Source organism: Acinetobacter sp. Marseille-Q1618, from assembly GCF_902809855.1.
Taxonomy (GTDB): Bacteria; Pseudomonadota; Gammaproteobacteria; order Pseudomonadales; family Moraxellaceae; genus Acinetobacter.
This window is the reverse complement of the sequence record NZ_CADDWJ010000002.1, coordinates 29,654-42,719: the sequence shown is the minus strand read 5'-3', so window position 1 is coordinate 42,719 and position 13,066 is coordinate 29,654. Positions and strand designations below refer to the sequence as shown.

The 13,066-nt window shown below is 37.7% G+C and carries 11 protein-coding genes; 5 read left to right on the top strand and 6 right to left on the bottom strand.

Going from position 1 to position 13,066, the window contains the following annotated elements; translation table 11 throughout:
- Positions 1-17: 17 nt before the first annotated feature.
- Complete coding sequence (gene hflX, locus HUS24_RS07340; protein WP_173911458.1) at positions 18-1,358, bottom strand: ribosome rescue GTPase HflX; 1,341 nt, start codon at positions 1,356-1,358, stop codon at positions 18-20.
- A 387-nt stretch (positions 1,359-1,745) separates the two neighbouring features.
- On the opposite strand from hflX, the gene HUS24_RS07335 reads away from it, so the two are divergent.
- Complete coding sequence (locus HUS24_RS07335) at positions 1,746-2,564, top strand: 1-acyl-sn-glycerol-3-phosphate acyltransferase (RefSeq protein ID WP_173911457.1); 819 nt, start codon at positions 1,746-1,748, stop codon at positions 2,562-2,564.
- A gap of 49 nt (positions 2,565-2,613) precedes the next feature.
- Here the strand turns inward: HUS24_RS07335 and HUS24_RS07330 are convergent, their stop codons facing one another.
- On the bottom strand, positions 2,614-4,245 hold the full coding sequence (locus tag HUS24_RS07330; protein WP_173911456.1) for a phospholipase D family protein: 1,632 nt from the start codon (positions 4,243-4,245) through the stop codon (positions 2,614-2,616).
- 96 nt (positions 4,246-4,341) lie between these two features.
- Between HUS24_RS07330 and HUS24_RS07325 the strand changes: the two genes are divergently transcribed.
- Positions 4,342-5,352: a metallophosphoesterase gene (locus HUS24_RS07325; protein ID WP_173911455.1), complete on the top strand. Its 1,011-nt coding sequence runs from the start codon at positions 4,342-4,344 to the stop codon at positions 5,350-5,352.
- Positions 5,353-5,636: 284 nt separating this feature from the next.
- Here the strand turns inward: HUS24_RS07325 and HUS24_RS07320 are convergent, their stop codons facing one another.
- On the bottom strand, positions 5,637-6,950 hold the full coding sequence (locus HUS24_RS07320; RefSeq protein WP_173911454.1) for an MFS transporter: 1,314 nt from the start codon (positions 6,948-6,950) through the stop codon (positions 5,637-5,639).
- A 140-nt stretch (positions 6,951-7,090) separates the two neighbouring features.
- The gene (locus tag HUS24_RS07315) at positions 7,091-7,732 is read right to left on the bottom strand and encodes a hemolysin III family protein (protein ID WP_173911453.1); all 642 of its coding nucleotides are present in this window, start codon (positions 7,730-7,732) and stop codon (positions 7,091-7,093) included.
- Between the two features lie 100 nt (positions 7,733-7,832).
- On the opposite strand from HUS24_RS07315, the gene HUS24_RS07310 reads away from it, so the two are divergent.
- The 3 genes from HUS24_RS07310 to HUS24_RS07300 all read left to right on the top strand — a co-directional run bounded on the left by HUS24_RS07310 (position 7,833) and on the right by HUS24_RS07300 (position 10,375).
- Positions 7,833-9,047 (top strand): SAM-dependent methyltransferase, encoded by a 1,215-nt coding sequence (locus HUS24_RS07310; RefSeq protein ID WP_173911452.1) that lies wholly within the window; start codon positions 7,833-7,835, stop codon positions 9,045-9,047.
- Between the two features lie 143 nt (positions 9,048-9,190).
- Positions 9,191-9,613, top strand: a complete 423-nt coding sequence (locus HUS24_RS07305) for a GNAT family N-acetyltransferase (RefSeq protein WP_173911451.1) — start codon at positions 9,191-9,193, stop codon at positions 9,611-9,613.
- 102 nt (positions 9,614-9,715) lie between these two features.
- Positions 9,716-10,375, top strand: coding sequence for an HAD family hydrolase (locus HUS24_RS07300; protein WP_173912508.1), 660 nt, complete (start codon positions 9,716-9,718; stop codon positions 10,373-10,375).
- A gap of 55 nt (positions 10,376-10,430) precedes the next feature.
- Here the strand turns inward: HUS24_RS07300 and HUS24_RS07295 are convergent, their stop codons facing one another.
- Positions 10,431-10,751, bottom strand: a complete 321-nt coding sequence (locus HUS24_RS07295; protein WP_173911450.1) for a hypothetical protein — start codon at positions 10,749-10,751, stop codon at positions 10,431-10,433.
- Positions 10,752-10,933: 182 nt separating this feature from the next.
- Positions 10,934-13,066 (bottom strand): 3-hydroxyacyl-CoA dehydrogenase NAD-binding domain-containing protein, encoded by a 2,133-nt coding sequence (locus HUS24_RS07290; RefSeq protein WP_173911449.1) that lies wholly within the window; start codon positions 13,064-13,066, stop codon positions 10,934-10,936.

Sequence of the window (13,066 nt, the reverse complement as noted above, 5' to 3'; positions counted from 1 at the left end):
AATTTATCTTTCACGTTTTAACTCATTCGGCGATTAATTTCAAACTCTTCTAAAGGTCTTGTAAATTGTTGTGCTTTTTCACCTAAAATTTGATCAATCGGTAAATGTGCTTGTTTAATCAGTTGCTCAAGCTTATAGGGTGCGATATTTACATCTAAGAGCATTTGTCCTTGTTCATCATAGCTTTCAGACTGAATCACATTTAGCGCATAAAGTTGTGTGCGTAATTTTCCATACTCAGGTTTAAGAACGAGTTTAAAGTTTTGAATTTGTCCCATTAAACATTCTTGAACGGCTTTACGTAATAAATCTAAACCTTGTCCTGTATGCGCAGATACATATACACGTTCTGGCTGATGCGGACGTGCATAGATGATTTTAGGCTCTTCACCAGATTGATCAATTTTATTATAGACCCGTAGTGTTGGAATATCCGCACCAATTTCTTTGAGTACGTTTTCAACGGCCTCAATTTGTTCCAACATGTCAGGACTACTTGAGTCAATCACATGCAGTAATAAGCTGGCTTGTAATGTTTCTTCTAGTGTTGCTTTAAACGATTCAACTAAAGAGTGGGCAAGATTACGGACAAAGCCAACGGTATCAGCGAGGACTAATCTCCCGATACCATCCCAATCTAAGCGTCTCAGTGTTGGGTCAAGTGTGGCAAATAGTTGGTCTGCTGCATAAACATCGCTATGGGCTAAGATATTAAATAATGTAGATTTTCCTGCGTTGGTATACCCCACCAAAGACACGGTTGGAATATCTGCTTTTTGTCGAGCTGCACGACCTTGTAACCGTGTTTTGCGTACTTTCTCTAAGCGATCTTTGAGTTGATCCATACGGATCCGCAATAAACGACGATCTGTTTCTAAGATCGTTTCACCAGGACCACGCAGCCCAATACCACCTTTTTGACTGTCTAAGTTACTGTAACGACGAACCAAACGAGAAGACAGATGGTCAAGTTGAGCCAATTCAACTTGTAATTTACCTTCATGGGTACGAGCACGCTGGGCGAAAATATCTAAGATTAAACCTGTACGGTCAATCACACGACATTTTAAAATATTTTCTAAATTTCGTTCTTGTGCAGGGGATAGAACATGGTCAAAAATCACCAATTCGACGTCTAGATCAGTTACCTGTTGGGCGATTTCTTCAGCCTTGCCTGAGCCTATAAAAAACTTTGGATCGGGTTTAATGCGTTGCACATGCAAATGTTCTAAAATTTCTGCACCTGCGGATTTGGCTAATAATCGAAACTCTTCTTGATCAATATCATCTAAAATTTGAACTGCGACACTGACTAAGATAGTACGTTCATTGACTTGTTTTCGATTTGCATATTCCACAGATATTTAGACTCTCAAATGGGTTGATTAAACGCCATTCTAAAGTAATTTATGATGAAAAATGCAATTCTTGTCAAAGAAATGCAATAAATATTTTAGACATAAATACCAAGCTACCGCAGTATAAGATGACATAGCCTAGGAGTTTGTTAAATGGGAGTTTAAAGTGGAAATACGGGGAAATATGCACATTTTTACTTTGTGGCATCATATTTTTTTGCTTCATTTTTGCTCATTTGGTCAACAAACTTTAATACAATCTCGTGTACAGAAAAATGAGCTTAAGTTATCCGATTGTTGTGTTTATATGATCAATGCAACTTTCTGTATATCTGTATACAATAGCGCCTAGATGAATTTAATTAATATTGAGTTTAGTGAGCACCTATGCCTCAACAACAGACAAATGCGACAATCCCGTCAAACGCAAAAAAGAAATTAAATCTATTTTCGAAAACGTTTTTATATACTAAAAAGCTGGTCAAAGGCACCAGTGTCGTTTCAGAAGGTTTTTATTTGGTTTTTCGACATCAATTGTATAAAGACCCAAATAATTCAAATAACACACGTTATGTGCAGTATTTTTGTCGTCGTCTTGCTGACGTTTTTAATGTCGATGTGCATGTTCACGGAGAAATTCCACGAGAACCTGCGTTATGGGTGAGTAACCATATTTCATGGTTAGACATTGCGGTTTTAGGGTCTGGTGCACGCATTTTCTTTTTGGCGAAAGCAGAAATTGAAAAATGGCCAATTTTAGGTACTTTGGCAAAAGGTGGTGGGACTTTATTTATTCAACGGGGTTCAGGCGATTCGATTCGTATTCGTGAGCAGATTGCTGAGTTTTTAAAGCACGATGTGCCCGTTTTATTTTTTCCTGAAGCAACCACGACGGATGGTACAAAAGTTAAAAAAGTACATGGTCGTATCTTAGGTGCTGCGATTGAAGCCAAAAAACCTGTACAAGCTTGTGTGATTTGTTATGTAAATCAACAAGGTATGCTAGATACTGTTGTGCCATTTATTGGTGAAACAACTTTTGTAGATCATGTTCAGGCTGTTTTGGAAATGCCAAAAGTTACCGCACATTTGAAAGCCTTGCCTGCGATTTCTGTTGAAGGGCATACGGTGGACTCATTAACCAAACTCGTACAACAACAAATGCAAGAAGGCTTAGCTGAATTACATAAAGAAATTTTGGGTTAATTTGAATCGTTCAAAGATCTGATTGAAAGTTCAATCAGATTTTTTGTATTTACATAAAACCTTCGATCGGCAACCATGAGATAAATTTTACCCCTGCTTTTTGCCACCATTTCATTTTTGGTTCTTTACGAATGGTACGAATTTCAGTCTGAGTAGTCCGAATCCAGTGAATTTTTTGCTGTGAGTTTAATACCAATTTATATGCATATTTGGTCAGATTTTTATCCATTGTAGCATGCACGGCTTGGGCTAAAGGCGGGCTGTTTAAAATAACACCAATTTCTGTATTTAAATTGGCAGAACGTGGGTCAAAGTTAAAAGAACCAATAAAAACTTGTTTATCATCCAGTGCCATCAGCTTGGCATGTAAACTGGAACGACTCAGACCTTTTAAGCTAATTTTGGTTTCTTTCGAGAGCTTTTTAATATTCTCATCCAGTTCTTCTTCAGGAATCGCAGGCAAGAATTCATACAATTCCACACCATTTTTAAGCAGATTTTCTCGATACTTGGCATAAAATGCGTGTACCAAAGCGACATCGTTGGCTTTAAATGAGTTGGTTAAAACGCGGACTTGCACACCATTTTGTGCCAGTTCGATTAATCGTTTTTTACCTTCTTTTTCAGGCACAAAATACGCTGAAACGATATCAACACTTGATTCAGGCTTTTCTAAATACGTCAGCATCTGAAAGTTGAGATGTTGTTCTTTTTTTGCTTTGGCTTTAATTTTTTCTGGTGAATCCTTCACCACTTCAGCTTTAACCCAGTCGAGTTGGATGTGATGATTTAACCAATTTTCAAAATCATTAGAATGTGAACTTAAGTTCATATAATTTTGTGTAGTAATTTCTTGATAATGTTTGGTTAATTGCTCTTTTAAACTCTCATAACGTAGCGTGTATTTTTGATGACTTACAATATCTCGAACGGGGAAGGCATATTCGTGATTCCAATATTCATCAAAAGAGTGATTGATATCATCGACGGCTTTGCCGACTAACATGACATCAACGTCAGAGAACTGATAATTCTCACTGATATTGTAATATTGGTTACTCATATTACGCCCACCAATCAAACTGATTTGTTGGTCTGCCGTAAAGGTTTTATTATGCATACGGCGATTGATTCTTTTTAAATCAATTACCATTTCCAAAGGGCGAAATGAGCGAAAACGATAGGGATTAAATAGTTTTACATCAATATTGGCATGTTGGTCTAAGGCTAAATAGACAGCTTCCATCTTTTGCGCATTATTATCATCTACCAATAGACGAACTTTTACGCCACGATCTGCTGCTTGGATAATTTTATAGAGCGCCAATGAACCGATTTTGTCATTGTCCCAAATGTAATATTGTAAATCTAACGTTTTTTCAGCTCGATCAATGAGATGGATACGTGCCGCAATCGCATCAAAAGGATCGTATAATACATGAAAGCCAGTTAAATCTGGATTTTGTGTTTTTAAAGGTGTAATAATTTTAGCCAAAGAAGTTTGTTCTGTATTGATATCTTTGGCATATACAGGCGCTGTGGGTTGTGGCTTAGGTAAAGTATTACAGGCAGGTAAACCGAATACGACCACTGTGCAAAGGAACAACATTTTTGTATTAAAAATCTTGTGTTTGTTATGTGATTGGTGATGTTGTCGTATCGTATTGATGGTTTGCGTCATAATTTAATCTAAGAATTCACAGAGCTAGAGTATAATTGCCAACGTTCAAAAGATAAATAAAGTTAATCGGCGCTGGTCGCCTTTTCGAGATTTCGTATGTGGATGACAAATTCAATTATTTTTTACTTTTTTGTGTGCTTTGCCCTTGTCGCACTTTGGGGGATTGCACAAGCTTGGATTAGTCAATCACGTACTGAAACGATACATCCATTTAAATCTTTTGTTCACTTGTTGGTATTCTACCTGTCTTATTTATTATTTCCGTTGTTCTTTTTTAGTTTATATGCGGGTTGGGTCGAATATTTTTCATTACATGAAAGTATTTTTATTTTCTTATTGTCGTGTTTATTAATCTATGCACGTTTTATTGAGCCACATTTGGTACGCGTAGATACACATCAGTATAAATTGAGTGCTGAGCAAGCATTTAAAAAGCCATTCAAAGTCGCTCTAATCGCTGACTTACATATTGGATTATTTTCAGGGCATGAACGTCAGTTAAAAATCATCGTGAAGAAAATTAATGCACAAAAGCCTGATATTGTGGTCGTAGCAGGTGATTGGACATATGAACCTGAAAATAAATTAGCTGAAGAATTAGCAATGCTAAAAGATATAGAAGCACCGATCTATTCAGTGAATGGCAACCATGATGAGCAATATCCAGGTCCTCCGATTCAAGACTTATTGGCACATGCTTTAAAGGTCAATAATGTCATCGACATCGAAGGGCAAATGCTTGAGTTTGAGGATTTCCGTTTAATTGGGGTCGGTGATCTCTGGGCAGGTAAAACGGATATGCGCAGTATGCCATTATTGCCACAGGATAAACCTTGGCTGATTTTGTCGCATAACCCTGACACAGTAGATATGGTGCCTAAATTGGCATCTCATCCTTTGATGTTGGCAGGGCATACACATGGTGGACAAGTTGAGTTGCCTTGGGTAACCAATTATGTCATGAAAAAAGTGTCTATTCTTGGGCATAAACGTGGTCTGTATCAGCATGAAAATGCCGATGTTTTTGTTAGTGTAGGTACGGGTATGGTGGGAGTACCCTTTCGTTTTAGAGTGCCACCAACGATTGATATCATTGAGTTGAGTTAATATTCAGAATTTAGGCGGTTAAGGTTTGGATAATGATGATCTTCTGAGCTTTGCCGCCAAATACTGTTTTTGCAAATAGTAAAGAAAAGCTGCGACGAATTTAAAATCAGGATGTTGAGTTGAGTATTGATGTAGCTGAATTGTTGAAAAGGAAATACAGTATTTTTTATTTTATTTAATATCGTGAAATTCGATATTTTTTATGAGTGTCTATTTTATTTAAAATATTTAAGGTAAATAAAAGCCTGCAAATTTTTGCAGGCTTTCAATTTGTAATTACATCATTAAATCTGGTTATTTACATCATCATTTTTGGTTTCACGAATGGCTAAGAACGCAAGCAGTGAAAGAATAGAGGCAGCAGTTAAATAATAACCCACCGCATATAAACCATAAGTGGTTGCAAGTTTAGTTGCAATCAAAGGTGCAAAAGATGCCCCAAAAATACCAGCAAGGTTAAAAGTTAAAGCTGAACCAGTATAACGTACAGAGGTTGGGAAGATTTCTGACAGTACTGTACCGATTGGACCATAGGTTAAGCCCATAATCGCAAGACCTGTACATAGGAATAAGAATACAACAAAGGTGTTTCCAGACTCCAACATACTTGAGAACACCAAACCGAATAATGCCGAAACGATACATACGCCCACAGATGTAGCTTTGCGTCCAAATTTCTCAGCTAAAACCGCAGAAAGAGGAATGAATGCCGCAAAACAAAGAGTTGCCAATAATTGAAGCTCTAAGAATTCAGAACGAGAATAACCAAGTTTTGTTGTCCCCCAGTTCAAGGCAAAGACAGTGGTTAAATAGAACACCACAAAAGTACAAATCGCTGCGATCGTCCCTAAAATCAGCATTCCCCAGTGCTTAGTCAGCACTTCTTTAAATGGAATATTCACTTCTTTTTGTTTATTCAACACTTTTTGGAACGCAGGGGTTTCATGCAGTTTTAAACGAATCCAAAGACCGACAATGACCAAGGCAGCACTAGCGATAAAGGGAATACGCCAGCCCCATTGCATAAAGTCGGCTTCAGACATGAATGCACTAAGGGTTAAGAATGAGCCTGTAGCTAAGATAAAACCAATCGGTGCACCAAGTTGAGGAAACATCCCATACCAAGCACGTTTGCCTTCAGGCGCATTTTCGGTTGCCAACAGTACCGCACCAGACCATTCACCACCCAGTCCAAGTCCTTGACCTAAACGGCAAAGTGCCAGTAATAACGGGGCGATGATACCAATTTGATGATAAGTTGGAAGCAAACCGATACATACGGTAGATATTCCCATAGTCAGCAGTGCTGCAACCAACGTGGCTTTACGACCGATACGATCACCTAAATGACCAAATAAAGCAGCACCAATTGGGCGAGCGATAAAGGCAATGGCGAAAGTCGCTAAAGATTGAATCGTAGCAGTAGTTGGATCTGTGCTTGCAGGAAAGAACAAATGCGGAAAAATGATGACTGCTGCAGTTGCATAAATATAAAAGTCAAAAAACTCAATGGTTGTGCCCACAAGGCTTGCAAAAAGGACACGTGTTTTTGAATTCGGCTGAACTTGGTCAGTCGCAGTGATATTAGATGACGCCATGGTAGACCTTACACTTTTAAAAGTAAAAAATTAATTTTCTAAAGCGTAATCTTTTTAAAAAAGGCGTAATTTCTTAAAAAAACAACGAGATAAATCCACACCAACTCGATCAGGGTCGCTGATATATGCGTAAGTGAAGATTAGATAACGTAGAGATAGATTGCGAAGAATTGTAATCCCGCACCCATCAACACAAAGATGTGCCAAATAGCATGGGTATATCTTACTCTTTTTAAGGCATAAAACAATGCACCAATGGTGTAAGCAAGCCCACCTGCGACCAATAATTTGATGGCACCGCTACTTAAAAACCGTTGCATATCGTCCATGACCAATACAGCAAGCCATCCCATAACCAAGTATGCAATAAGCGAAATTTTTTGAAAGCGATGAATGAAAACTAACTTGAATAATGTACCAATAGCGGCAATTACCCAAAGTGCAATTAATAAATAATGTGCTTTTGCTGTAGGAATCGCGATACCTAAAAAGGGTGTATATGTCCCTGCAATCAAATAATAAATAGCGGTATGATCTAATTTTTTATACCAATGGCGTTTTTTCTCATCAACAGAAAAATGATAAATCGCAGAACTTGAAAATAACAACACCATGCTTAAACCATAAACCACTAAACCAAAAAATTGCCAAGTAGGTAAATAACTGCCTTTGATTAGCATAAAAATCATAGCAACTGCAGCACAAACAGCACCGATCGCATGACTGATCGCATTAATACGTTCTTCTTGGGGAGCGTAAACATGAATAATATTTGAGTTCATGATTGTAATTTTCTTAAAAATACATTTGTATAGTAATGGAGTTTTACCTTTAAAGTAAGAACATTTAAAATAGCAACTTGTATCAATATGAGTTTGCACTATGTCACAGTTGGCTTCGATGTCCGAGCAGGAACAACAATTTATCAATGCTTTAGAGCAAGCCATTGAAACACAAAGTTTTGAACGATTGATACTCAGTCAATATAAAGGCGAGTTAGAACATTTAGAAAAAATGACTTTTCGTATCATTTCACTACAAAATCAAGAGATGATGAGTTGTCTATATCGTTATAAAACCCAAGATGTCACCAAAAACTATCCAATAAATGAAAGCCTAACTATCATTCAGCAACTTTTTACTCAATGCAAACAAGCTAATTTATTTGCGAATGCGCAAGAAATTCAACTGAAAAAAAATAAAAAGAAGGCTTTATTAAGCTATAGCAAAGCAGCGCTTCAAAAAAACAATGTGAATGAACAACATGACCGAGCGAAACAGCGTTATGTTGAACAAGACCGTTATTATCTACAGCCTTTGGGCATCACCGACAGTAAAGCTCAAATCATTCCGAGCATGGCACGAAAATGGAAACAGATTAATAAATTTGTGGAAATATTCTCAGGGGCTTTAGATAAAATTGAACAATCAGAACCTGCTTTGCGTGTGGTGGATTTTGGCTCAGGTAAAGGCTATTTAACCTTTGCTTTATATGATTATTTGCTGAAAAATCAAATAACGCCTTATGTCACTGGGGTTGAGCTAAATCCTAAAATGGTTGAGTTTTGCCAAAACGTAGCGGCAGCATCAGCGTTTAAACATTTGCAATTTTTCCAAGGTGATGTACGTACTTATGCACCTGAAAAATTGGATGTGATGATCGCACTACATGCCTGTGATGTAGCAACAGATTTTGCCATTCATACAGGGATTCGCTTAAATGCACAGATGATCATGTGCGCGCCATGTTGTCATAAGGAATTACGTCCGCAGTTAAAAAGCCCAAAAGTACTTGCACCGATGTTGCAATTTGGTATTCATGCAGGGCAACAAGCTGAAATGCTCACAGATACCATTCGCGCATTACTCTTAAATGCTTATGGTTATGACACTAAAGTGTTTGAGTTCGTGGCTTTGGAACATACCAGTAAAAACAAAATGATTTTGGCGACCAAACGCAAAAATTTTACTGCACCTGATGAGCAAGTTTTGGCACAAATCACAGAATTGAAAAAAATGTATGGAATTCAAAAACACTCATTAGAATTGTTGTTAAATGATCAATGGGATCAGCAAGATATCGGTTGTAAGTGTTAGTGTGAAATGAAACAAGATGCATTACTCAAACTATCTTGGGTTGATAAAAAATTATTTAGTCGCATTGGCTTCTGCTAATTTTTCTGTGTGTTGCCTTATTTAAATAATGGTTGATTAAAAATGAATCATGAAAGGGATGTTAGATGTCAGACTATGTAATCCATAACGGTTGTTGGAATGATCTAGCAACAGATGCCAAAAAAGTGCGTACATTGGTATTTATCCAAGAACAAAATATTGCTGAAAATGAGGAATGGGATGCAGAGGATGAAAAGTCTTTACATTTCGTGATGTATGATCAAAATCATGCCATTGCGACAGCGCGTTTACTGGAAAATAACAGTATTGGACGAGTTGCAGTGTTAAAAAATTATCGAGGACAGGGGCTAGGGCAGCAACTGATGCAACATATTATTGCGGTTGCAGCGACAGAACAGCGAGATTTTCTAAAGCTATCTGCACAGGTTCATGCGGTTGGCTTTTATGAAAATTTGGGATTTAAACTTGAAGGCGATTCATATTTAGATTGTGGTATTCCACATGTTGATATGCGTATGGAAATTTAAGCAAAAAATTTCTTAGCCAGTAAATAAGATAAAATAAATTTATATCTCGATAAATTGAGATAGGATTCATGAGAAAAATCATAGATGAATGATACATAGAAGATCAAAGCTATACTGTTTGATTTAGATCAAACCCTTTTAGATCGCACACATTCTCTCAAGCTGTTTTTAATATGGCAAATACAGTCATTACAACTTGTGCCAGTATCACAACAACAACGATTCATACAACGCTTTTTAGAACTGGATGCTAATGGTTCGGTGTGGAAAGATAAAGTTTACCAACAATTAATTGCAGAATTTGAAATTACCCAAGTGAGTACGCAAGATTTATTAGATATGTATTTACATGAGCTTAATCGTTTTTGTGTTGCTTATGTAGGTGTGGAAAATACCATTCAAAAAATTGCTCAGGCGGGCTATAAACTTGGATTGATTTCAAATGGGAAAACGCCTTTTCAGGAGCGTAATTTTGAAGCTTTAGCATTAAGCCAATATTTTTCTAGTATTGTTATTTCTGAGGCAGTCGGACTAAGAAAACCTGACTCAGCAATATTTGAGCTTGCAACTCAACAACTGAGGGTTAAACCTGAACAATGCATTTTTGTGGGAGATAATGAGCAAGCCGATATTTTAGGTGCACAAAAAGCAGGCATGAAAACGATATTTTTCAATCCAGATACCCATTTTCATTCTAAATATGCAGATGCGAATCTGCATCATTTTTCAGATCTTATGGCTGTCTTGGCTAAAATAATATAAAAGGTTTTATCACAATCAATAAGAAATAAAGCTGTCATAAAACCTGATATTGATTTTAATGAGCACTGTGCTCTGCGTGGGTTTCAGTGTTATCGTGTTGCATATTTTTCATATTTGCATCAGGTGCTTGTTGTTCTGCATTTGCTAAACGTTGCTTTTCTGCTTCAGCCAAAGCTTCTTTTGACATCACGGGCGCATTTTTAAATGAAGTTTGGTTGACTTCTGACTTTTGTTGGCTCGGCATATAGTCAGGTTCATTGGTCACAGCCAAATAAAAAATTCCAAGAAATAAAACACTTAAAATAAAGGCAATGAAAAGACCTTTCCAACCTTTTTTTTCATCAGCAACTTTTTGAGAGTCAGTAGCATTTGACATAGGAATATTCCAAAATTAACAAATGGGAATTTATGTAATGTTATAACACAAAATTGTGGATTATCCGACAGTTTAAATAGAAAGACCTAATAAAAATAAGGCTTTTCAAATCATACTTGATGATTCAAAAATAAGAAAAGAGGCTGTTTCGCCTCTTTTACTTTAAATTTACCGATTTAAAATCAGTCAATTTTACCGCTTGCAACTTTGTCTTTGAGCAATTGTGGTGCTTTGAAGCGCTCACCATATTTTGCTTCAAGTTCATTAGCACGTGCTAAGGCTTTATCTAAACCATATTGATTTAAGAACTGAATTGCACCACCTGTCCACGGCGCAAAACCGATACCGAAGATCGAACCAATATTGGCATCTACCACTGACTCAAGGACGTTTTCTTCATAGCAACGCAAAGTATCAAGTGCTTGAACAAATAAGATGCGATCAATCATTTCTTGTTCAGAAATATCAACATCTTGTTTCCAGTGACTTAAGCCATCCCAAAGATGTTTTTTGCCACCTTCTGGATACTCATAGAAACCAGCACCCGCAGCTTTACCTTTACGGTCGAACTCGTGAATCATAGTTTTTAAGACATCTTCAGAAGGAGAGTGTGGCAAGTTTTTACCTTCTGCCTGTAATGCTTTACGTGTCTCATTGGTGACATGTTCAGACAATGTCAATGCAACTTCATCTTGAATCGCCAATGGGCCGACTGGCATACCTGCTTTCAATGCAGCCATTTCAATACGTGCAGGGTGTACACCTTCTGCCAGTAAACGTAAGCCTTCATTCACAAAAGTACCAAACACACGACTGGTGAAGAAACCACGGCTATCGTTGACAACGATTGGTGTTTTACCAATTTGTTGAACATAGTCATACGCTTTCGCTAAAGTTTCGGCAGAAGTATTTGCACCTTTGATGATTTCAACCAATGGCATTTTGTCGACTGGACTAAAGAAGTGCAAACCAATGAAGTTTTTATCATCTTTAGACGCTTTTGCTAAACCTGTGATTGGTAGTGTGGATGTATTGGATGCCATCACACCGCCATCAGCCAAGAATGCTTCTGCTTCTTGTGTCACTTTAGCTTTAAGTTCTTGATTTTCAAATACTGCTTCAATGATCAAGTCACAGCCTTTTAGGTCTTCAGCGTTGGCTGTTGCAGTAATTAAACTTAAAATTTGATCACGTTTTTCAGCAGTCATACGACCTTGAGAAACGCGTTTGTCCAATAGTTTTTGGCTATAGGCTTTGCCTTTTTCTGCATTTTCAACAGATACATCTTTCAGTACCACTGCGATGCCTTTGGTTGCAGTTGAGTAAGCAATACCTGCACCCATCATGCCTGCGCCTAAGATACCAACTTTGGTTGCTTGCCATTTTGCCACATCTTTTGGACGGCTTGCACCTGCTTTAATGGCATTTAAACCATGCCAGAAAGTACCGATCATGTTTTTCGCCACTTGACCTGTTGCAAGGTAAGTGAAATAGCGTGATTCAATGGTCAATGCTGTATCTACATCGACTTGAGCACCTTCAACTGCTGCTGCCATAATCGCTTCAGGTGCAGGGTAGCAACCTTTGGTTTTATCACGTAGCATTGCAGGCGCAATCGCAAGAATTTGAGCAACTGCAGGGGTTTTAGGATCGCCACCTGGGATTTTGTAGCCTTTCACATCAAATGGTTGTTGTGATTTCGGATTTGCTTTGACCCAAGCAATTGATTTTTCCATCAACTCATCAAGTGTTTCAGCAGTGTCTTGGATCAAGCCTAATGATTTGGCTTTATCTACACCAAATTGCTTACCTTCCATCAGGAATGGGAACGCATTTTGTAAACCCAATAGGCGTACCATACGGACGATACCACCACCGCCTGGTAGTAAACCTAAAGTTACTTCAGGTAAACCAAACTTAGATTTTGGATCATTCAATGCAATACGTGCATGACAGCCAAGTGCGATTTCCCAACCACCACCTAGTGCTGTACCGTTGAGTGCTGCAACCACAGGAACGCCTAAAGTTTCAATGTAGCGTAACTCTTTTTTCATGAGTTGAACGACATCAAAAAATTCTTTTGCATCTTCTGGACGCGCTTGAATTAAGTCATCTAAGTCACCGCCTGCAAAAAAGGTTTTTTTCGCTGAACGGAAAATAATCCCTGTAATGCCTGAGTCAGCTTTTAGTTTTTCAACCGTTTCAGTCAATGCTTTTTGGAAATCTGCATTCATGGTGTTTGCAGATTGGTTTGGCGAATTTAAAGTAAGAATAACAATGCCTTCCGCATTTTTTTCGTATTGAATTGCGCTCAT

What these genes read in the sequence shown, in the direction of transcription:
- HUS24_RS07295 (WP_173911450.1), bottom strand. Translation starts at nt 10,751, where the DNA reads ATGTCAAATGCTACTGACTCTCAAAAAGTTGCTGATGAAAAAAAAGGT.
- HUS24_RS07335 (WP_173911457.1), top strand. Translation starts at nt 1,746, where the DNA reads ATGCCTCAACAACAGACAAATGCGACAATCCCGTCAAACGCAAAAAAG.
- HUS24_RS07290 (WP_173911449.1), bottom strand. Translation starts at nt 13,066, where the DNA reads ATGAGCGCAATTCAATACGAAAAAAATGCGGAAGGCATTGTTATTCTT.
- HUS24_RS07315 (WP_173911453.1), bottom strand. Translation starts at nt 7,732, where the DNA reads ATGAACTCAAATATTATTCATGTTTACGCTCCCCAAGAAGAACGTATT.
- HUS24_RS07310 (WP_173911452.1), top strand. Translation starts at nt 7,833, where the DNA reads ATGTCACAGTTGGCTTCGATGTCCGAGCAGGAACAACAATTTATCAAT.
- HUS24_RS07305 (WP_173911451.1), top strand. Translation starts at nt 9,191, where the DNA reads ATGTCAGACTATGTAATCCATAACGGTTGTTGGAATGATCTAGCAACA.
- HUS24_RS07330 (WP_173911456.1), bottom strand. Translation starts at nt 4,245, where the DNA reads ATGACGCAAACCATCAATACGATACGACAACATCACCAATCACATAAC.
- HUS24_RS07320 (WP_173911454.1), bottom strand. Translation starts at nt 6,950, where the DNA reads ATGGCGTCATCTAATATCACTGCGACTGACCAAGTTCAGCCGAATTCA.
- HUS24_RS07325 (WP_173911455.1), top strand. Translation starts at nt 4,342, where the DNA reads ATGTGGATGACAAATTCAATTATTTTTTACTTTTTTGTGTGCTTTGCC.